This is a genomic window from Azospirillum sp. ST 5-10 (assembly GCF_051225715.1).
In the GTDB taxonomy this organism is placed as follows: Bacteria; Pseudomonadota; Alphaproteobacteria; order Azospirillales; family Azospirillaceae; genus Azospirillum.
This window is the reverse complement of record NZ_JBPJSP010000023.1, coordinates 1-18,839: the sequence shown is the minus strand read 5'-3', so window position 1 is coordinate 18,839 and position 18,839 is coordinate 1. Positions and strand designations below refer to the sequence as shown.

Below are 18,839 nucleotides of genomic sequence, written 5' to 3'. Positions count from 1 at the left end.
CGTGCCGGACATCGCCGTCACCGCCGAGAGCCCGCTCGCCGCGGAGGCCGCAGGGCTCATCGGCGAACTCGACCGCTATCTCAACGCCCTCTACCCGGCCGAGGAGAATTTCCTCCTCGACCCGGCGGCGCTGGCGGCACCGGAGATCCGCTTCTTCCTGGCGCGCCGGGACGGAGAGGCGGTGGGGTGCGGTGCGCTGCGCGTCGACAGGGCGGACGGCTACGCGGAGATCAAGCGCATGTACGTGCGCCCCGACGTCCGCGGCCGCGGCGTGGGCCGCCGCCTGCTGGCGCGGCTGGAGGCGCAGGCCCGTGCCGAAGGGCTGGGCGCCCTCCGCCTCGAGACCGGCATCCGGCAGCCGGAGGCGCTGGCGCTCTACCGCAAAGCGGGGTTCCGGGAACGCGGGCCGTTCGCCGACTATCCGCCGGCGCCCGCCAGCCTGTTCATGGAAAAGACCTTCCGAACCGGGGAGAACGAGATGAGCGGCGGCTTCACCCATTTCGACGCCGAAGGCCGCGCGGTGATGGTGGACGTCTCCGACAAGGCGGAGACCGAACGCACCGCGACGGCGCGCGGCAGCGTGCTGATGCGGCCGGAAACCGTCGCGCTGATCGTCGAGGGCGGCGTCAAGAAGGGCGACGTGCTGTCGGTGGCCCGCCTCGCCGGCATCATGGGGGCCAAGCGCACGCCCGACCTGATCCCGCTGTGCCACCCGCTGATGCTGACCTCGGTCAAGGTCGAGCTGACGGTCGACCCCGCGCGCAACGCCGTCGACATCGAGGCGACCTGCAAGCTCAAGGGGCAGACCGGCGTCGAGATGGAGGCGCTGACCGCCGTCTCGGTGGCGGCGCTGACGGTCTACGACATGTGCAAGGCGGTCGACCGCGGCATGACCATCACCGAGGTCCGCCTCGTCCACAAGGCCGGCGGCAAGAGCGGCGAGTGGGGCGCCGCCGCGCCGTGACCGCGGCCCTGCCGACCGTCGAGGAGGCGCTCGCCCGCATGCTGGCGGCCTGCCCGCCGCTGCCGGCCGAGACCGTGCCGCTGACGGCGGCGCTCGGCCGCGTGCTGGCCGAGCCGGTGGTCGCCCGCCTGACCCAGCCGCCCTTCGCCGCCTCCATGATGGACGGCTGGGCGGTGCGCGCCGCCGACGTGGCCGGCGCCGGGGCCGAAGCCCCCATGGTCCTGCGCCGCATCGGCGAGGCCTCCGCCGGCCACGCCTTCGCCGGCGCGGTCGGCCCGGGAGAGGCGGTGCGGATCTTCACCGGGGCGCCGCTGCCCGCCGGAGCCGACGCCGTCGTCATGCAGGAGGACTGCACGGCCGGCGACGGGACGGTGCGCGTCGGCCGCGCGGTGGCCGCCGGGCGGTTCGTCCGCCCGCCCGGCCTCGACTTCACCGCCGGCAGCCCGGTCCTGCCGGCCGGGCGCCGCCTGACCAGCCGCGACGTGGCGCTGGCCGCCGGCGCCAACGTGCCGTGGCTGGTGGTGCACCGCCGCCCCCGGGTCGCCGTGCTGGCCACCGGCGACGAGATCCGCCTGCCCGGCGAGCCCCTGGGCCCGAGCCAGATCGTCAGCTCCAACGCCTTCGGCCTGTGCGCCCTGATCGAGAGCCAGGGGGGCGTCGCCCACAACCTCGGCATCGCGCCGGACCGCGACGAGGCCCTCGCCGAGCGGGCGGCCGCGGCCGAGGGGGCCGATCTGCTGGTCACCGCGGGCGGCGCCTCCGAAGGCGACCACGACGTGGTCCGGCGTCTGCTCGACGGCGGCGAGCCGGTGGTGCGCGGCGTCGCCATGCGTCCGGCCAAGGGCGTCCTGTTCGGCCGCGCCGGCGGGCGCCGTCTGCTCGGCCTGCCCGGCAACCCGGCGTCGGGCACGGTCGCCGCCGTCCTCTTCCTCAAACCCCTGCTGCGCGCCTTCCAGGGGCTGCCGGCCGACGACGGCCGCCGCGGCGTCGCCCGCCTCGACGGCCGGCTGCCGGCGAGCGACGAGCGCGCCGACTACGTGCGCGCCGCCGTGACGTGGCGCGACGACGGCACGGCGGTCGCCACGCCCTTCGCGCGTCAGGATTCCGCCATGACGTCGCGGATGGCGCAGGCCGACGCGCTGATCGTCCGGCCGCCCCACGCACCGCCGGCGGAGACGGGGGCGCACGTCGCCTTCCTGCGGCTCGGCGGCGGCGTTCTGGAGCTTTGACCGCGGGGCGACTCGGCGCGTATCTTTTCAGCCGAGACAACGTTTCCAGGCTTGACGCCGGAGCGGAACCAAACTAGAACAAACCCAACCGTTTTTCTTTTGTTCCGATCGTTTCGGCCGGCGTCCGGGAGGGACTCATGCTCACGCGCAAGCAGCAGGAACTTCTGCTCTTCATCCACGAACGGCTCGGCCAGGGCGGGGTGTCGCCCTCCTTCGACGAGATGAAGGACGCGTTGGGGCTGAAGTCCAAGTCGGGCATCCACCGCCTGATCACCGGCCTGGAGGAGCGCGGCTTCATCCGCCGCCTGCCCCACCGCGCCCGGGCGCTGGAGGTGCTGCGCCTGCCCGACGGCATGGAGCCGCCGCGCGGCATCCAGCCCGAGCCGGTGGCTGCGGCGGCGCCCGCCGCGCCGGCCCGGACGCCGCGCCCGCGCTTCCAGCCCAACGTGATCCGCGGCGACTTCTCCGGCGCCATGCCGGGGCGCGAGGTGGTGGCCGCCGCCGAGACGGTGCAGCTCCCCCTCTACGGCCGGATCGCCGCCGGCACGCCGATCGAGGCGCTGCGCGACGGCGCCGGGGTGGTCGACATACCCGCCACCATGCTGAACCCGGGCGAGCACTACGCCCTCGAGGTGGCCGGCGATTCCATGGTGGAGGCCGGCATCCTCGACGGCGACACGGTGGTGATCCAGCGCTGCGACACCGCCGACAACGGCACCATCGTCGTCGCCCTGGTGGACAACCACGAGGCCACCCTGAAGCGCCTGCGCCGCAAGGGCAACACCGTGGCCCTGGAGCCGGCCAACGCGTCGTACGAGACGCGCATCTTCGGCGCCGACCGCGTGCGCGTCCAGGGCCGCCTCGTCGGGCTGATCCGCAAGTACTGACGGGACGGGTCCGAGCAGAGTCGCCCGACCGGCTTAACGCCCGGTCCACGGCCGCTCGCCGCGCCCGCTGCGCACGTCCTCCACCCGCACGCCGTCGGGCGAGAGGTAGAGCGCGTGGCCGCCGCGCCGCCAGCGGTGCCAGCGGTCGATCACCGCGGCGGCCGCGCAGCGGCCCGCCGCCTCGGCGCTGACGACGGCGTCCGCCGCCGCGCAGTCCTCCGCCAGCGCCTCCGGCGCCCGCGCCAGCGCCACCGTCCGCCCGCCGGCCCGGTAGAGGCAGCCCAGGGCGTCGCAGGCGAGCCGGCCGTCGGCGCTCCGCCCGGCCGCCGGCCAGGGGGCGCCGCGCGCCCGTGCCCCGTCGCGGCGCAGCCAGACCTCGGCGACGAAGCGCTGGCCGCGTGCCGAGGAGAAGGACAGGGTGCCGTCGGCGGCGCGCACGGCGACCAGGTCGCCCTCCCCCGCCACCAGCACGTCCGGCCGCCCGGCCAGGGCCGGCGAGACGAGGCCGAGCGCCAGGCCGGCGACGCCGAGGACCCGCCACGGCCGCCGCCACAGGGTCAGCCACAGCCCGCCCAGCGTGACCGCCGACAGGCCCCACAGCGGCATGGCGGGGACCGGCGCGGTCGCGCCCGGCAGGGCGCTCACCGTCTCGGCCGTCCACAGGATCGCCGACACGCCCCAGCCCATGGCGGCCAGCGCCGGCTCCTCCAGGCCCAGCGGCATCAGCAGATAGGCGAACAGCCCCGCCGGCATGACCCAGAAGGAGGTCACCGGCACCGCCAGCATGTTGGCCAGCACGCCGTAGAAGGCGATGGTCTGGAAATGGAAGAGGGCGAACGGCGTGGTCGCCGCCGAGGCGACGACGCTGGTCAGCGCCACCCCTCCCAGGTAGAGGACCGCCCGGCCGGCCCAGCCCTGGCCGCTGCGCCAGCGCCGCAGGGCCGGCGCCGCCAGCTCGTAGGTGGCGATCAGCGCCACCACGGCGGCGAAGGACATCTGGAAGCTCGGCCCCAGCAGGCTGTCGGGCAGGACCAGCAGCACGACCGCGGCGGCGAAGGCGACCAGGCGCATGCTGAAGGGGTCGCGGTCCAGCATCACCGCGGCCAGGATCAGCCCGGTCATCAGCACCGAGCGCAGGGTCGGCACCGGCGCCCCGACCATCAGGGTGTAGGCGACGGCCGCGGCGAGCCCGGCGGCGGCGGCGATCTTCTTGATCGGCCAGCGCAGCGCCAGCGGCTCGGCCAGCGCCAGCAGCGCCCGCACGGCGAAGAACACCAGCCCCGCCACCAGGCCGATGTGCAAACCGGAGATCGACAGCAGATGGGCGAGGCCGCTGTCGCGCATGGCCTGCAGCGCCGGTTCGGGAATGCCGGCCGGCTCGCCGTTCAGGAGCGCGGTGGTGATCCCCGCCTCCGGCCCGCCGAGGACGGCGGCGACGCGGGCGGCGACGGCGTCGCGCGCCGCCTCGAACGCCACCCGCACCGCCGGCCAGCCGCCGGGCGGCGGCGCCGCGAGCAGCGTCGGCGCGGCGACGGCGTAGCCGACGCCGCCGATCCCCTCGAAGAAGGCGTGACGGCGGAAGTCGAAGGCGCCCGGCGCCGCCGGCGCCGACGGCGCACGCAGGGAGGCCCGCAGCCCGACCATGGCGCCGGGCGGCGGCGGGTCGCCGGCGACCCGCACCCGGACGCGGCGCGGCGTCGCCTCGGCCGCCAGCCCGGCGATCGTCGGCCCCTCCAGCACCAGCCGCCCGCCGCGCGCCAGCCGCTCCACGCCGACCACGCGCCCGGTGACGGCCACGACGCCGGTGGGCCGCTCCAGGAGCGGCGCCGCCACCAGCGCGGTGCGGAGTTGCGCCGCGGCGAAGCCGAGCGCCACGGCCAGCAGCGCCAGGGCCGGCAGCAGGAGCGCCGGCCGCCGCCGGAGCGCGATGGCGAGGACGGCGGCCAGCGGCGGCGCCGCGACGCCGGCCCAGGCCGACGGCTCCGCCGGCAGGGCGAAATAGACGGCGGCCCCGGCGCCGAGTCCGGCCGGCGTCCACAGCGCCCAGCGGTCGCGCTCCGCCGCCGCGAGCGCCGCCAGGCGCGCGGCGGCGCGGGCCGCCGGGTGGGAGGACACCGCGCCCGGCAGGCCGCCCGGAAGGCCGCCCGGGCGGTCGTCGTCGAGCAGCCCTTCAGCCACCGCGGCACCGCCCTGCCCGCATCGAATGACTCCCTCCCACCGCTGAATGTGTTACACCTCCGCGGCAATGCCGCCGTGCCAGGACAGGACACGTGACGCCGACCGCCGTGCTCATCCGCTTCGCCCTCCCGCACGCAGGCGTGCTGTGTGCAGCCGCGAACGTCGGTCGCGCCGACGCGTTGATATCCGCCGCCCACGGAACTATGCTGCGCCGATTCGTCACGGGCGGGAAGGCCCCCAACCCATAAATAAGGACGTGCCGAGATGACCCAGACTGCGTCGTCCAGCGACACCGTCACCCTGATCGACAACCGCACGGGCAAGCAGGTCACCCTGCCCGTCATGCACGGCTCGACGGGGCCGAGCGTGATCGACATCCGCAAGCTGTACGCCGAGACCGGACATTTCACCTACGACCCGGGCTTCACCTCGACCGGCAGCTGCGAATCCCAGATCACCTACATCGACGGCGACGAGGGCGTTCTCCTGCACCGCGGCTATGCCATCGACGACCTGGCCGAACATTGCAACTTCCCGGAGGTCTGCTTCCTCCTGCTCAACAACCACCTGCCCAACGCGCAGGAGAAGCAGGAGTTCGAGAACATCATCCGCCGCCACACCATGGTGCATGAGCAGCTGACCCGCTTCTACAGCGGCTTCCGGCGCGACGCCCACCCGATGGCGGTGCTGTGCGGCGTGACCGGCGCGCTCTCCGCCTTCTACCACGATTCCACGGACATCGACGATCCGGTGCAGCGCAAGATCGCGGCGCACCGTCTGATCGCCAAGATGCCGACCATCGCCGCCATGGCCTACAAGTACTCGATGGGCCAGCCCTTCATGTATCCGCGCAACGACCTGACCTACGCGGAGAACTTCCTCTACATGACCTTCGGCACGCCGTGCGAGCCGTACAAGGTCAACCCGGTCCTGTCCAAGGCCATGGACAAGATCTTCATCCTCCACGCCGACCACGAGCAGAACGCGTCGACCTCGACGGTCCGCCTCGCCGGCTCGTCGGGCGCCAACCCCTTCGCCTGCATCGCCGCCGGCATCGCCTCGCTGTGGGGCCCCGCCCACGGCGGCGCCAACGAGGCGGTGCTGAAGATGCTCCAGGAGATCGGTTCGGTCGACCGCATCCCCGAGATCGTCAAGCGCGCCAAGGACAAGAACGACAACTTCCGCCTCATGGGCTTCGGCCACCGGGTCTACAAGAACTACGACCCGCGCGCCCAGGTGATGCGCCAGACCTGCCACGAGGTTCTCGGCGAACTCGGCATCAAGGACGAGCCGCTGCTCGACATCGCCATGGAGCTGGAGAAGATCGCGCTCGAGGACGACTACTTCGTCGAGAAGAAGCTGTACCCGAACGTCGACTTCTACTCCGGCATCATCCTGAAGGCGATGGGCTTCCCGACCAGCATGTTCACCGTGCTGTTCGCGGTGGCGCGCACCGTCGGCTGGATCTCGCAGTGGAAGGAGATGATCGAGGATCCGGTGCAGAAGATCGGCCGGCCGCGCCAGCTCTACACCGGCGAGACCAAGCGCGCCTTCGTGCCGCTGGCCGAGCGTGGCTAACCCACCGACAGCCCAGTTCGGAACGGGTGGCTCCGGCGGAGCCACCCGCCCCCCGACCTCGGCCATCGTCCCCGCCCGGCGGCTGCGGCTCCATCCCGCGGCCAACGACAACAGGGCGCCGCTGCGCCGGCGCGTGCTGCGCGCCGCCGCGGGGACGACGGTGGCGGCGGCCATCGCCCTGGCCGCCCTGCGCATCCTCGGCTGGTTCTAACCCTGCGTGATGGGAATGTGCCGCTCCTGCGCCGAGACGCGGTCGAGCCACGCCCGCACCCGCGGGTAGCCCCCGAGATCGAATCCCCCTTCGTGCGCCACATGGGTGTAGGCGTAGAGCGCGATGTCGGCGACGGTGAACCGGCCGGCCGCGAAGAAGTCGCGCGCCGCCAGATGCCCCTCCATCACCGCCAGCGCGTCGTAGCCGAGCCGGCGCTTGGTCGGCAGCGCCAGGGTGCGTTCCTCCGTCATCGTCACGTGGTGGGTGATCCAGTAGCGCACCGTGGCGACGTTCGGCTCATGGCTGTACTGCTCGAAGAACATCCATTGCAGCGCCTGGGCGCGGCCCAGGCGGTCGTCCGGCAGGAACGGCGTGCCCTCGGCGAGGTACCAGAGGATGGCGTTGGACTCCGGCAGCACCGTGCCGTCCTCCAGCTCCAGGGCGGGAATGCGGCCGTTGGGATTCTTGGCCAGGAACGCCGCCGTGCGGGTTTCCTCCCGGTCGATGTCCAGTTCGACCCGCTCGTACGGGATGCCGAGCTTGTGCAGCAGGAGCCGGCACTTGTAGCCGTTGCCGGAGGACAGGTTGTCGTACAGTCGCAGCATCGTCGCCTCGCGCGCCATTCATCCGCAGGCGGATGAAACCACGGAACGGGTGCGGACGCCACAGCCATCCTGGAAGGACCACGGATGACCGACGCGGCGGATTTCCTGGCGCCCTTCCTGGCGGCGCTCGGCGTCCGGTGCGCGGTGGAGGAGATTGCCGCCGCCGCCCTGCCGGCCGCCTTCCGGCGCCTCCTCGACCACGACTCCGGCATGACGGGGACGCTCGCCGCCCGCTGGGGCGGGACGGTCCGGGTGCGGCGCCTCGCCCAGTGGGAGGAACCGGCGGCGCTGTCGCGGCTGGTGGTCCTGCGCTGCGCCGCCGCCGGCCCGCCGGTCACCGCCGCGGTGGCGGCCATCCGGGTGTCGCTCGCCGCCCTGCCCGCCAGCGTTCCGGCCGGCATGCGGGCCGCCGACACGGCCTTCGGCCGCCTGCTCGACGAGGCCGGGGTCCGTCACCGGGCCGAGCCGCTGGCCTTCCTGCGCGCCGCCGCCGACGGCCCGCTGGCCGCCGCCGCCGGCGTGGCCGCCGGCGCGCCGCTGTACGGACGCTACGGCCGCCTGCGCGGCGACGACGGGCGCGAGCTGTGCCGCACCGTGGAGCTGCTGCCCCGCGCCTGAGACGGCTCAGGTCAGGCGCGCGGACAGCGCCGTCAGCCCGACCAGCACGACGACGTAGAGGGCGAGGTCGAACAGCGGCGGGTGCCACACCCAGCCGTAGAGGCCGGCGCCGCGCAGGCCGCGGCGCAGCAGGCGCGACACGCCCCAGGCGACGACGGCGAGGATGGCCAGCGGCGGCACGAAGAGGCCGTACAGGTCGATCTCCCCGATCATGCGGGTTCCTCCTCGGGAAAGAGGCTGCGGCGCAGCCCGGCCAGGGCGACGACGGCACGATCCCGCTCGGCCCCCGGCGCGGCGCCGACGACCCCGGACAGAGCGGTGTCCAGGCCGGCGCGCACGGCCGGCGGCAGCGGCGTCGGCGCGCGGCGCGGCAGCGTCCGGAAGTGCCGGCCGAGCGCGTCGAGCAGGGTCTCCACACCGGCCGCCGACGGGCGGTCGAGGGCGCGCTGCGCGCGCTGCAGCTCGGCGATGTTGAGACCGGTCCGCAGGTCGTTCACGGCGTCGGCGGCGGCGAGATCCTCGTGGGGACCGGCGAGCGCCAGGCGGGTCGACAGCAGCCCGACGCGGTCGAGCATGCGGCTCTGGAAACCGGCCGCCGGCTCGATCCCGCGCCCGGCGGCCAGCGCGGCGACGTCGCGCCAGCCGGCGCGCAGCAGGCGGCGCGCGCTCCAGGCGGCCCCCACCGAGCGGCACAGCCGCATCACCGTCATGGCGGTGACGATGCCGGCGACCTGGCCGAAGCTGCCGCTGAGGAAGGAGGCGACGTCGCCCTGGCCGGTGTCGAGCAGGCTGAGCGATCCCGCGGTGCCCAGCAGCATGGCCATGGCCTTGCCGGTGGTGGCCGGGCGCGCCGCGTAGGCGCCCAGCACCAGGAAGGTGGGGGCGAGGACGAGGGCCAGCAGCACGAAGCTGTCGATCGCCGGCAGCACGAACAGCAGGTAGGCGCCGGCGATCGGCACCGAGGCGAGGGTGAAGGTCAGGAACAGCCGGAGCCCCGGCACCGGATCGTCCAGGGCGGCGAAGAAGCAGGAGAAGATGGTGACCATCATCGCCGCGGACGCCCCCGACGTCCATCCCGTGGCGATCCAGAAGGCGCAGACCGAGAGGATCGCCAGCACCGCCGCGGCCGCCGACCACAGCGCCATGCCGCGGTCGAGGTGGAAGACCCGGCGCGACCGGCTGCGGGTCAGCGGATCGAGATGGCCGGGCAGCGCCGCGTCGCCCCTGCGGATGCGCGCCCGCAGCTCCCGGCAGTCGCCGTGGATGTCGACCAGCGCGCGCAGGCGGGTCAGCAGGTTGAGCAGGGTGGCGTCGCGCCACGTCATCGCCGCCGCGACGGGCGGCTGCAGACGGGCCAGGGCGTCGTGCAGCGCGCCGGCGCCGCCCTCCGCCTCGTCCGCGGCGATCCAGCGCTTCACGTCCTCCAGCACCGCCGCCAGCCCGGGCGGCGGCCCGGCACCGTCGGCCCGGAGCGCGGCCAGCCGGTCCTCGATGGCGGCGAGGATCGGCAGCAGATAGGCCATGCGGTCCTGCAGCGCCCGCACCGGACGCGCCGCCCGGCGCACGTCGGTGGTGTCATAGGGCAGATGGGTGGCCATGACCCGCAGCTCGGTGAGGTCGCGGGCCAGCTTCTGGCGGTCGCCGGACGTCTCCGCGCCGCGCCCCGACAGCACGTCGAGGGTCCAGCGCTCGGCGTCGCCCAGGATGGCGTCGAGCCGCCCCAGCAGCACCGGCCCGACGCCCTGGGGAAAGACCACGCTGTGGACCAGCGTCGCGCAGGCGATGCCGAGCAGGATCTCCTCGACGCGCGCCAGGCCGGTGTCGAAGATGGCGTCGGGCTGCGACACCCCGGGGAAGCCGATCACCCCGGCGGTGTAGCCGGCCAGCATGAACAGGTAGCTGCGCGGCGTCCGGTCGAGCAGTGAGACGTAGAGGCAGGCGGCGACCCAGAGGGCGAGCGCCAGGGCGAGCAGTTCCGGCGCCTGGGCCAGCGCCGGCACCATCAGCACCGTCGCCGTCGAGCCGACGACGGTGCCGACCACCCGGAACACCGCCTTGGAGCGCACCGTCCCCGACAGCGGGCCGGAGACGATGTAGGCGGTCATCATCGCCCAGAACGGCCGGGGCGATCCCATCGCCATGGCGACGTAGAGCGCCAGCATCGCCGCCGCGAAGGACTTCAGGGAGAACAGGGCCTCGGCGCAGCTCGGCAGGGTCATAGGCCGGCCACCGCCGCGTCGCCGCCGTCGTCGAGCACCTCGACCGTCGCCGTCCGGCCGGCGACGAGCACCCGCGGATCGGGCACGCCCTCCAGGACGATGCGGACGGGAATGCGCTGGGCCAGCCGGACCCAGTTGAAGGTCGGGTTGACGTTGGGCAGCAGGCCCGCCCCCTCGGTGCGGTCGCGGTCGACGATGGCGCGGGCGATGCTGTCGACGCGGCCGCGCAGGCGGGTGCCCAGGCCCATGATGGTGACCGCCACGGGGTCGCCGATCTCGATGCGGGGCAACTTCGTCTCCTCGAAGTAGCCCATGACGTAAAAGGAATCGCCGTCGACCAGGGCGATCACCGGCTGGCCGGCCGACACGTAGTTGCCCGCCTTGAGCTGCAGGTTGGTGACGTAGCCGTCCACCGTCGCCCGCACCTCGGTGCGTTCCAGGTTGAAGCGGGCGAGCGCCAGGGCCGCCTCGGTCTGGCGGGCGGCGGCCGCGGCCTTGGCCATCGCCGCCTCGGTCTCCTGGCGCTGCGCGGCCGAGACGACGTCGTTGCCCAGCCGCTCGTAGCGGCCGGCCTCCGCCGTGCGGTAGCCCAGCTCGGCGCGGGCGCTTTCCAGGTTGGCCTCGGCCTGCTCGACCGCCAGCCGGTAGCGGGCGGGATCGACGACGAACAGCACGTCGCCGGCCGCGACCGCCTGGTTGTCGGCGACGCGCACCTCGGTGACGAGGCCGGCAACGTCCGGCGACACCTGGACGACGTCGGCGCGCAGCCGGCCGTCGCGGGTCCACGGTTCGTTCATGTAGTAGTCCCACAGCCACAGGCCAGCGGCCACGGCGGCGAGCACCGCCAGCGCGGTGACGGCGAACCGCGGCAGGAAGGAGAGTGCGGTCACGGTGTTCGGTCCTCGGGCGCCGGCGCGACGCGCCGGTCACGGTTGTTCGGTCTTGGCGTTTCCGGCAACGGTCGCCAGCACACGGCGGCAGGCGGCGATCCCGTCCGCCTCGGCCCCGTGCAGCAGGCGGCCCCGCACGCCGTCGAGCGCCGCGTTCACGCGCACCAACAGCTCACGGCCGCGGTCGGTCATGTGCAGCGTCTTGGCCCGGCGGTCGCCCGGGTCCTCGCGGCGTTCCACCAGGCCGGCGGCCGTCAGGCCGTCCAGCAGCCGCACCAGCGACGGCCCCTCGACGCCCATCTCCTCCGCCAGCTCGCGCTGGTGCAGCCCGTCGCCGAGCTGGTCGAGCAGCATCAGCGGCTGGATCGCCGAGGTGGAGAAGCCGCACTCCGCCAGCACCTTGTTGGCCTCGCGCCGCCACAGATGGGCGGCGCGCAGGAGATGGATGCCGAAGTCGGAGGGAACGGCGGGACGGTCGTTCGATGCCATGGCTAATAGATAGCTTGGCTATCGAATTCCGCCAAGAACGCGGCGGCGCCGCCCTGCTATGCGCCGCCGGATGGCGGGCGCACCTGGGCCAGGAACTCCTGGAAGTTGGCGCAGCGCCCGGCGCGGAAGGCCGCCTCGTAGGCGGCGTTGAGGGCGCGCTTGCGCTCGATCGCCGTGGCGAAGCGGCGGCGCAGCAGGGGGTCGGCGATGCCCAGGCCGTCGCCGGCAATGCGGTCGAGGACATGCCGGTAGCAGCGCTCCGCCCGCTCGCCGGCGTCGGCGGCGAAGGTGATGGACCCCTCGCGCTGGCGGTATTCGTAGAAGGGGCGGCGCACCAGCGGCAGCCGGCCGACCCGGTCGAGGAGGTGGACGTTGAACACCACGTCGTCGCAGAAGGCGACGTCCTCCGACCAGGTGGGGCAGAGGTCACGCCGCACCACCGGAAACATCGGCACCGAGGTGGCGAGGAAGCCGTCGGCGTCCAGCTCCGCCACGCCGTCGGCCGGCGGGAACAGGGTGGAGAGCGGCGCGCCGTCGGCGTCGCGCACCACGGCGACGTTGTCCACCGCCGCCCCGCGCCCGGCCGCCAGGGGGGCGAGCGCCGCCAGCCGCTCCGGCGCGTAGCGGTCGTCGGCGTCGAGGGGGGCGACCAGGACGCCGGCGGCGGCGGCGAGGCCGGCGTTGCGCGCCGCCGGGGCGCCGGCGCCGGTGCGGCCGGTGGTTGCGAAGCGCAGGCGCGGATCGTCGAGTCCCTCGGCGCGCAGCAGGGCCGCGTAGTCGGCGCCGTCGTCGGCGACCACCACGGCCTCCCAGTCGGTCCAGGTCTGGTCCAGCAGACTGCGCACCGCGCGACCGATCGTCGCTTCGGCCCGGTAGGCCGGCACGATCACCGAAACCCTGAGCATGGCGCGCCCCATCCTTGCCTTTGTCCTGCGCCGGCGTTTGCCGGCAACCGACCTTCGCCGGCAAATGCCGGCAACTGACCTTCGCCGGCATTTGCCGGCAGCGGGCGCCGCTTTGTCAACGCGGCACCGGCAAATGATCGGGCGGCCGTTGAACACGGGCGGATTAGGGGCTATGTGGAAGGGCGACGTGCGTTCGCCGCACGACACTGACACCAGGGAGTTCGACAACGATGGCGCACGCCGGACACTACCGGTTCGACGACGAGGATCCGAACGAACCGGGCACCGAGCCGGACGAGAAGTCGAAGGAAAGCGCCCCGCCCCCCTTCGCCGCGGTCCAGCAGAGCCTCTTCAAATCGCGCACCGTGCTGATCTTCGGCCAGATCGACATGAAGCTGGCGCAAGGCGTCACGGCGCAGCTCCTGGCGCTCGCCCACGAGAGCGACGACCCCATCCGGGTGGTCGTCAACTCGCCGGGCGGCCACGTCGAGGCGGGCGACACCATCCACGACATGATCCGCTTCGTGAAGCCGCAGGTGAAGATGCTGGGCACGGGCTGGGTCGCCTCGGCCGGCTGCCACATCTTCCTGGCGGCCAAGCGCGAGAACCGCTACTGCCTGCCCAACACGCGCTTCCTGATCCACCAGCCGCTCGGCGGCGCCGGCGGGCGGGCGACGGACATCGCCATCGAGGCGAAGGAAATCATCCAGATGCGCGAGCGTCTGAACCGCATCATCGCCCGCGAGACCGGCCAGCCCTACGAGCGCGTCGCCAAGGACACCGACCGGAACTTCTGGATGCAGGCCGAGGCCGCCAAGGAGTACGGCATCGTCACCCACATCACCGAGAGCTGGTCGGAGCTCTTCTGATCCTGCGGCCGCCCCCTTCCCTCTCCCGTCCCGGGAGAGGGACCGCCGGCGTCGTCACGCCCCTCTCCCGCCGGGACGAGGGGCTTTTTTCATGCCCCTCGCGCCGCCATATTCCGGGGCGTCTCCTGCCTGAGGACCGCATGACCGAGAACCCGTTCTTCGAGACCTGGACCACGCCGTTCGGCCTGCCCCCCTTCGACCGCATCCGTCCCGAGCACTTCGCCCCCGCCTTCGAGCGCGGCATGGCGGAGCACGCGGCCGAGGTCGAGGCCATCGCCGGCAACCCCGAGGCGCCCACCTTCGCCAACACGGTGGAGGCGATGGAGCGCGGCGGCCGGCTGCTGAACCGGGTCTCGCACGTGTTCTACAACCTGAACTCCAGCCACACCGACGACGCGCTGGAGGCGGTCGCCCGCGAGGTGGCGCCCAAGCTGGCGCAGCACCACATGCGGGTGGCCCTGAACGCCGCCCTGTTCGCGCGCGTCGACGACCTCTTCGAGCGCCGCGCCGCCCTGGGGCTGGAGCCCGACCAGCTCCGCCTGCTGGAGCGCGAGCATCTGGGGTTCGTGCGCAGCGGCGCCCGCCTCGATCCGGACGCCAAGGCACGGATGTCGGCCGTCTCCGAACGGCTGGCGACCCTGCACACGCTGTTCGCCCAGAACGTCCTGCACGACGAGAAGGCGTGGCAGCTCGTGCTGGACGAGGCCGACCTCGCCGGCCTGCCCACCTTCGCCCGCGCCGCCGCCGCCCAGGCCGCCCGCGAACGCGGGCTGGAAGGCCGCTACGTCGTCACGCTGGCGCGCTCCTCGGTCGAGCCGTTCCTCACCTTCTCCGCCCGGCGCGACCTGCGCCGCACGGCGTTCGAGGCGTGGACCGCGCGCGGCGGCAACCCCGGCGACCACGACAACACGCCGCTGATCCGCGAGATCGTGGCGCTGCGCGCGGAACAGGCGCGGCTGCTGGGCTACGCCAGCTACGCCGACTACCGGCTCGACGACACCATGGCCAAGGACACCGGTGCGGTCGCCGCCCTGCTGCAGCAGGTGTGGGAACCGGCCAAGCGCAAGGCGGCGGCCGAGCGCGCGGACCTGCAGGAGGCCGCCCGCGCCGAGGGCCTGAACGAGCCGATCGCGCCGTGGGACTGGCGCTACTACGCCGAGAAGGTGCGCCAGGCCAAGTACGAGCTCGACGAGGCGGAGATCAAGCCGTACTTCGTCCTGGAGAACATGGTGCAGGCGGCCTTCGACTGCGCCGGCCGGCTGTTCGGCGTGAGCTTCGTGCCGCGCACCGACCTGCCGCTCTATCATCCCGACGTCCGCGCCTACGAGGTGCGCGACCGCGACGGCGCCCATGTCGGGCTGTTCCTGCACGACAACTTCGCCCGCGCCGGCAAGCGGTCCGGCGCCTGGATGAGCAGCTACCGCGACCAGGAGAGCTTCGACGGGCCGGTCGCGCCGATCATCGTCAACAACAACAACTTCGCCCGCGGCGAGCCGACCCTGCTCAGCTTCGACGACGCCGAGACCCTGTTCCACGAGTTCGGCCACGGCCTGCACGGGCTGCTGAGCCGGGTGCGCTACCCCTCGCAGTCCGGCACCTCGGTGCGCCGCGACTTCGTCGAGTTCCCCTCCCAGGTGTTCGAGCACTGGCTGGCGGCGCCGGAGATCCTGCGCCGCTACGCCCGCCACCACGAGACGGGCGAGCCGATCCCCGAGGCCCTGCTGCGGAAGCTCCTGGCCGCGCGCACCTTCAACCAGGGCTTCGCCACCGTCGAGTACACGGCCGCGGCGCTCCTCGACCTGGAGTTCCACACCCGCGCCGACACGCAGGACCTCGACGTCGCCGCGTTCGAGGCGGCGGTGCTGGACAAGATCGGCATGCCCGCCGAGATCGTCGTGCGCCACCGCCCGGCGCACTTCCAGCACCTGTTCGCCGGCAGCGGCTACGCCGCCGGCTACTACGCCTATCTCTGGGCCGAGGTGCTGGACGCCGACGGCTTCGCCGCCTTCACCGAAGCGGGCGACGTCTTCGACGAGCGCCTCGCGGCGGGGCTGAAGGCCATCTATTCGGCCGGCGACACCCGCGATCCCATGGAGCTCTATGCCGCCTTCCGCGGCCGCGCGCCGAAGATCGACGCGCTGCTGGAACAGCGCGGCCTGGCCGCGGCGTAAGGGAGGGTTGCGCATCATCGGTGTGGGAAACGGCTGGACGCGGAGCCATTGCCTGCTATCCATGCCCGTCGTCCCTCGATGGAGAGTGAGAGCATGCGCATCATCCTCGCGGCCGCCGTCGGCGCGGCGCTTCTGAGTGCCCCGGCCGCCGCGGCCGAGCCGATCCGCATCGGCATGGCGGCGCCGCTGAGCGGCTCCAGCGCCGCCATCGGCCACCAGATGCTCAACGGCACACGCCAGGCGGTGGCCGACATCAACGCCGCCGGCGGCGTGCTCGGCCGGCCGCTGGAGCTGCTGACCGAGGACGACGTGTGCGACCCGGGCCAGGCCGTCGCCGTCGCCAACCGGCTGGTCGGCGAGGAGGTGGTGGCGGTGATCGGCCACTACTGCTCCGGCGCCTCGATCCCCGCCTCGGACGTCTATGCCGACGCCGAGATCGTGCAGATCTCCCCGGGGTCCACCAATCCCGCCTTCACCGAGCGCGGCCTCGACAACGTCTTCCGGGTGTGCGGGCGCGACGACCAGCAGGCGGCGGTGGCCGCGGCCTACGTCGCCGAGCGCTTCAAGGGCGAGAAGGTCGCCGTCAGCCACGACATGTCGCCACCCGGCGTCACCCTGGCGACCATCTTCCGCGAGAACCTGGAGCGGGCGGGCGTGCCCGTGGTGTTCGACGAGTCGATCAACCTCGGCGAGCTCGACTTCTCGGCGCTGGTCACCAAGCTGAAGCACGCCGGCGCCACCGTGCTCTACCACAGCGCCTACCACAAGGAGGCCGGCCTGATCGTGCGCCAGGCGGCGGAGCAGAGCCTGAAGCTGCGCCTGGTCTCCAACGACGACCTCAACGTCCCCGACTTCTGGGCCATCACCGGCGCCGCCGGCGACGGCGCCCTCTTCACCTTCCAGGCCGACGTCAGCCGCAACCCGCAGGCCAAGCCGGTGGTCGAGCGCCTGCACGCCGCCGGCAGCGACGCCACCGGGTACACGCTCTACGCCTACGCCGCGGTGCAGGCCTGGGCCTCGGCGGTCACGGCGACGGGTGCCACCGACTTCGCGGCGGTGATGCCGGCGCTGCGCAAGGGGCCCCACGACACGGTGATCGGCAAGGTCTCGTTCGACACCAAGGGCGACGTCACCAACCCGGCCTACCGGGTCTACGAGTGGCGGGACGGCCGCTACGACTACGCCCCGTAGGGCGGCGGCGTCCGCCCATCGCCGGGCGTTGTTCCCGCCGCCGGCGGGTGTATAACGGGGCCGAAACCGGCCCCGCCAACGGCGCCGGAACAGCCGTGGACGCAAACGAAGGAACCGCACCGATGCCCGACGATTCCAGCCTTGGCCGGGGACACGCCACCCTGTTCCCGCTGGGCAAGGACGACACGCCCTACCGCAAGCTGACCGCCGACCACGTCTCGGTCGTCGCGTTCGACGGCGAGGAGGTGCTCAAGGTCGATCCGGAAGGCCTGCGTCTGCTGGCCGAGGCGGCCTTCGCCGACATCAACCACCTGCTGCGTCCCGGCCACCTGCGCCAGCTCCGCGCCATCCTCGACGATCCCGAGGCCTCGGCCAACGACCGGTTCGTGGCGCTCGACCTGCTGAAGAACGCCAACATCGCCGCGGGCGGCACGCTGCCCATGTGCCAGGACACCGGCACCGCCATCGTCATGGGCAAGAAGGGCCGGCGCGTCTGGACCCGGGGCGGCGACGAGGCCGCCCTGTCGGCGGGCGTCAAGGACGCCTACCTCAAGCGCAACCTGCGCTACAGCCAGCTCGCACCGATCTCTATGTACGAGGAACGCAACACCCGCACCAACCTGCCGGGCCAGATCGAGATCTACGCCGAGGGCGAGGACGCCTACAAGTTCCTGTTCATGGCCAAGGGCGGCGGCTCGGCCAACAAAACCTTCCTGCACCAGGCGACGCCGTCGGTGCTGGCGCCCGACCGCCTGCTGAAGTTCCTCGAGGACAAGATCCGCTATCTCGGCACCGCCGCCTGCCCGCCCTATCACCTGGCGGTGGTGATCGGCGGCCTGAGCGCCGAGCAGAACCTGAAGACGGTGAAGCTGGCCTCGGCCCGCTACCTGGACGGCCTGCCGACCTCCGGGGGCGAGGACGCCCACGCCTTCCGCGACCTGGAGATGGAAGCCGAGATCCACAAGCTGACGCAGTACATGGGCATCGGCGCCCAGTTCGGCGGCAAGTACTTCTGCCACGACTGCCGTGTCATCCGCCTGCCCCGCCACGGGGCGTCGCTGCCCATCGGCATCGGCGTCTCCTGCTCGGCCGACCGGCAGGCGGTGGGCAAGATCACCCGCGACGGCATCTTCCTGGAGCAGCTGGAGACGGACCCGGCCAAGTACCTGCCGGAGATCGACGGCGACCAGCTCGCCGACGAGGTCGTGAAGATCGACCTCAACCGGCCGATGGACGAGATCCGCGCCGTCCTGTCCCGCCACCCGATCCGCACGCGGGTGTCGCTGACCGGGCCGCTGATCGTCGCCCGCGACCTCGCCCACGCCAAGCTGCGCCAGCGCCTGGAAGCCGGCCAGGGGCTGCCCGACTACGTCAGGAACCACCCCATCTACTACGCCGGCCCGGCCAAGACGCCGGAGGGCATGCCGTCGGGGTCCTTCGGCCCGACCACGGCCGGGCGCATGGACAGTTTCGTCGACCAGTTCCAGGCGGCCGGCGGCTCCATGGTCATGCTCGCCAAGGGCAACCGGAGCCGCGAGGTGACCGAGGCCTGCAAGAAGCACGGCGGCTTCTATCTCGGCTCCATCGGCGGCGCCGCGGCGCGCCTCGCCCAGGACTGCATCAAGAAGGTCGAGTGCATCGAGTACCCCGAGCTCGGCATGGAAGCGATCTGGCGCATCGAGGTGGAGGACTTCCCGGCCTTCGTCGTCGTCGACGACAAGGGCAACGACTTCTTCCAGGAGCTGAAGCTGGGCTGAGCAGGGGAATCGCATTTGAGAAAAGAGGGTAGCGTGGCGGGCTGACATGGATTCTGTAGGGAGGCTGAAGGGTTCAGG

17 protein-coding genes and 1 pseudogene are annotated in these 18,839 nt (G+C 72.9%); 11 read left to right on the top strand and 7 right to left on the bottom strand.

Translation table 11 applies throughout. From position 1 onward, the window contains the following. Position 1: 1 nt before the first annotated feature. The 4 genes and pseudogenes from ACSBPG_RS22115 to lexA form a co-directional block, all read left to right on the top strand. Positions 2–394 (top strand): annotated as a pseudogene (locus tag ACSBPG_RS22115) (GNAT family N-acetyltransferase); the annotation flags it as partial. 84 nt (positions 395–478) lie between these two features. After that, positions 479–964: a cyclic pyranopterin monophosphate synthase MoaC gene (gene moaC / locus ACSBPG_RS22110; RefSeq protein ID WP_435539475.1), complete on the top strand. Its 486-nt coding sequence runs from the start codon at positions 479–481 to the stop codon at positions 962–964. Next, a complete protein-coding gene (locus ACSBPG_RS22105) occupies positions 943–2,193 on the top strand; it encodes a molybdopterin molybdotransferase MoeA (protein WP_435539384.1) in 1,251 nt (416 codons plus the stop codon). Before moaC ends, ACSBPG_RS22105 begins: the two co-directional genes overlap by 22 nt. Before the next feature lie 137 nt (positions 2,194–2,330). Beyond that, positions 2,331–3,080 (top strand): transcriptional repressor LexA, encoded by a 750-nt coding sequence (lexA, locus tag ACSBPG_RS22100; protein WP_435539383.1) that lies wholly within the window; start codon positions 2,331–2,333, stop codon positions 3,078–3,080. Positions 3,081–3,113: 33 nt separating this feature from the next. Here the strand turns inward: lexA and ACSBPG_RS22095 are convergent, their stop codons facing one another. Beyond that, positions 3,114–5,258 carry a ComEC/Rec2 family competence protein gene (locus tag ACSBPG_RS22095; RefSeq protein WP_435539382.1) on the bottom strand — a complete coding sequence of 715 codons (2,145 nt, stop codon included), beginning with the start codon at positions 5,256–5,258 and terminating at the stop codon, positions 3,114–3,116. Between the two features lie 264 nt (positions 5,259–5,522). Here ACSBPG_RS22095 and gltA point away from each other — a divergent pair, with 264 nt between their 5' ends. Further along, positions 5,523–6,836, top strand: coding sequence for a citrate synthase (gene gltA / locus ACSBPG_RS22090; RefSeq protein ID WP_435539381.1), 1,314 nt, complete (start codon positions 5,523–5,525; stop codon positions 6,834–6,836). Continuing rightward, positions 6,829–7,047 (top strand): hypothetical protein, encoded by a 219-nt coding sequence (locus ACSBPG_RS22085; RefSeq protein WP_435539380.1) that lies wholly within the window; start codon positions 6,829–6,831, stop codon positions 7,045–7,047. The genes gltA and ACSBPG_RS22085 overlap by 8 nt, the downstream gene beginning before the upstream one ends. On the opposite strand, the gene ACSBPG_RS22080 is transcribed toward ACSBPG_RS22085, so the two are convergent. Beyond that, entirely contained in the window at positions 7,044–7,652 is a 609-nt protein-coding gene (locus tag ACSBPG_RS22080; RefSeq protein ID WP_435539379.1) for a glutathione S-transferase family protein, read from the bottom strand. The two genes, ACSBPG_RS22085 and ACSBPG_RS22080, sit on opposite strands and share 4 nt — an antisense overlap. 84 nt (positions 7,653–7,736) lie before the next feature. Between ACSBPG_RS22080 and ACSBPG_RS22075 the strand changes: the two genes are divergently transcribed. Beyond that, positions 7,737–8,270: a hypothetical protein gene (locus ACSBPG_RS22075; RefSeq protein ID WP_435539378.1), complete on the top strand. Its 534-nt coding sequence runs from the start codon at positions 7,737–7,739 to the stop codon at positions 8,268–8,270. 6 nt (positions 8,271–8,276) lie between these two features. Here the strand turns inward: ACSBPG_RS22075 and ACSBPG_RS22070 are convergent, their stop codons facing one another. The 5 genes from ACSBPG_RS22070 to ACSBPG_RS22050 are packed head-to-tail and all read right to left on the bottom strand — an operon-like array spanning position 8,277 to position 12,773. Further along, positions 8,277–8,483 carry a DUF1656 domain-containing protein gene (locus tag ACSBPG_RS22070; RefSeq protein WP_435539377.1) on the bottom strand — a complete coding sequence of 69 codons (207 nt, stop codon included), beginning with the start codon at positions 8,481–8,483 and terminating at the stop codon, positions 8,277–8,279. Next, entirely contained in the window at positions 8,480–10,489 is a 2,010-nt protein-coding gene (locus ACSBPG_RS22065; RefSeq protein ID WP_435539376.1) for an FUSC family protein, read from the bottom strand. Before ACSBPG_RS22065 ends, ACSBPG_RS22070 begins: the two co-directional genes overlap by 4 nt. Next, positions 10,486–11,379: an efflux RND transporter periplasmic adaptor subunit gene (locus ACSBPG_RS22060; protein WP_435539375.1), complete on the bottom strand. Its 894-nt coding sequence runs from the start codon at positions 11,377–11,379 to the stop codon at positions 10,486–10,488. The genes ACSBPG_RS22065 and ACSBPG_RS22060 overlap by 4 nt, the downstream gene beginning before the upstream one ends. A gap of 36 nt (positions 11,380–11,415) precedes the next feature. Beyond that, positions 11,416–11,868, bottom strand: coding sequence for a MarR family winged helix-turn-helix transcriptional regulator (locus ACSBPG_RS22055; RefSeq protein WP_435539374.1), 453 nt, complete (start codon positions 11,866–11,868; stop codon positions 11,416–11,418). Between the two features lie 56 nt (positions 11,869–11,924). Beyond that, positions 11,925–12,773: a glycosyltransferase family 2 protein gene (locus ACSBPG_RS22050; protein ID WP_435539373.1), complete on the bottom strand. Its 849-nt coding sequence runs from the start codon at positions 12,771–12,773 to the stop codon at positions 11,925–11,927. Positions 12,774–13,003: 230 nt separating this feature from the next. Between ACSBPG_RS22050 and ACSBPG_RS22045 the strand changes: the two genes are divergently transcribed. From ACSBPG_RS22045 to ACSBPG_RS22030, 4 genes are all read left to right on the top strand, one after another. After that, entirely contained in the window at positions 13,004–13,642 is a 639-nt protein-coding gene (locus ACSBPG_RS22045) for an ATP-dependent Clp protease proteolytic subunit (protein WP_435539372.1), read from the top strand. A gap of 140 nt (positions 13,643–13,782) precedes the next feature. After that, positions 13,783–15,813: a M3 family metallopeptidase gene (locus tag ACSBPG_RS22040; RefSeq protein ID WP_435539371.1), complete on the top strand. Its 2,031-nt coding sequence runs from the start codon at positions 13,783–13,785 to the stop codon at positions 15,811–15,813. A gap of 93 nt (positions 15,814–15,906) precedes the next feature. Beyond that, complete coding sequence (locus ACSBPG_RS22035) at positions 15,907–17,004, top strand: branched-chain amino acid ABC transporter substrate-binding protein (protein ID WP_435539370.1); 1,098 nt, start codon at positions 15,907–15,909, stop codon at positions 17,002–17,004. 122 nt (positions 17,005–17,126) lie between these two features. Next, a complete protein-coding gene (locus ACSBPG_RS22030) occupies positions 17,127–18,761 on the top strand; it encodes a fumarate hydratase (protein WP_435539369.1) in 1,635 nt (544 codons plus the stop codon). Positions 18,762–18,839: the final 78 nt, after the last annotated feature.

Bases quoted from the DNA above. Each gene is read 5' to 3' on its own strand.
- ACSBPG_RS22030 (WP_435539369.1), top strand. From the start codon at position 17,127: ATGCCCGACGATTCCAGCCTTGGCCGGGGACACGCCACCCTGTTCCCG.
- ACSBPG_RS22050 (WP_435539373.1), bottom strand. From the start codon at position 12,773: ATGCTCAGGGTTTCGGTGATCGTGCCGGCCTACCGGGCCGAAGCGACG.
- ACSBPG_RS22065 (WP_435539376.1), bottom strand. From the start codon at position 10,489: ATGACCCTGCCGAGCTGCGCCGAGGCCCTGTTCTCCCTGAAGTCCTTC.
- ACSBPG_RS22055 (WP_435539374.1), bottom strand. From the start codon at position 11,868: ATGGCATCGAACGACCGTCCCGCCGTTCCCTCCGACTTCGGCATCCAT.
- ACSBPG_RS22070 (WP_435539377.1), bottom strand. From the start codon at position 8,483: ATGATCGGGGAGATCGACCTGTACGGCCTCTTCGTGCCGCCGCTGGCC.
- gltA (WP_435539381.1), top strand. From the start codon at position 5,523: ATGACCCAGACTGCGTCGTCCAGCGACACCGTCACCCTGATCGACAAC.
- ACSBPG_RS22040 (WP_435539371.1), top strand. From the start codon at position 13,783: ATGACCGAGAACCCGTTCTTCGAGACCTGGACCACGCCGTTCGGCCTG.
- ACSBPG_RS22080 (WP_435539379.1), bottom strand. From the start codon at position 7,652: ATGCTGCGACTGTACGACAACCTGTCCTCCGGCAACGGCTACAAGTGC.
- ACSBPG_RS22035 (WP_435539370.1), top strand. From the start codon at position 15,907: ATGCGCATCATCCTCGCGGCCGCCGTCGGCGCGGCGCTTCTGAGTGCC.
- lexA (WP_435539383.1), top strand. From the start codon at position 2,331: ATGCTCACGCGCAAGCAGCAGGAACTTCTGCTCTTCATCCACGAACGG.
- ACSBPG_RS22045 (WP_435539372.1), top strand. From the start codon at position 13,004: ATGGCGCACGCCGGACACTACCGGTTCGACGACGAGGATCCGAACGAA.
- ACSBPG_RS22075 (WP_435539378.1), top strand. From the start codon at position 7,737: ATGACCGACGCGGCGGATTTCCTGGCGCCCTTCCTGGCGGCGCTCGGC.
- moaC (WP_435539475.1), top strand. From the start codon at position 479: ATGAGCGGCGGCTTCACCCATTTCGACGCCGAAGGCCGCGCGGTGATG.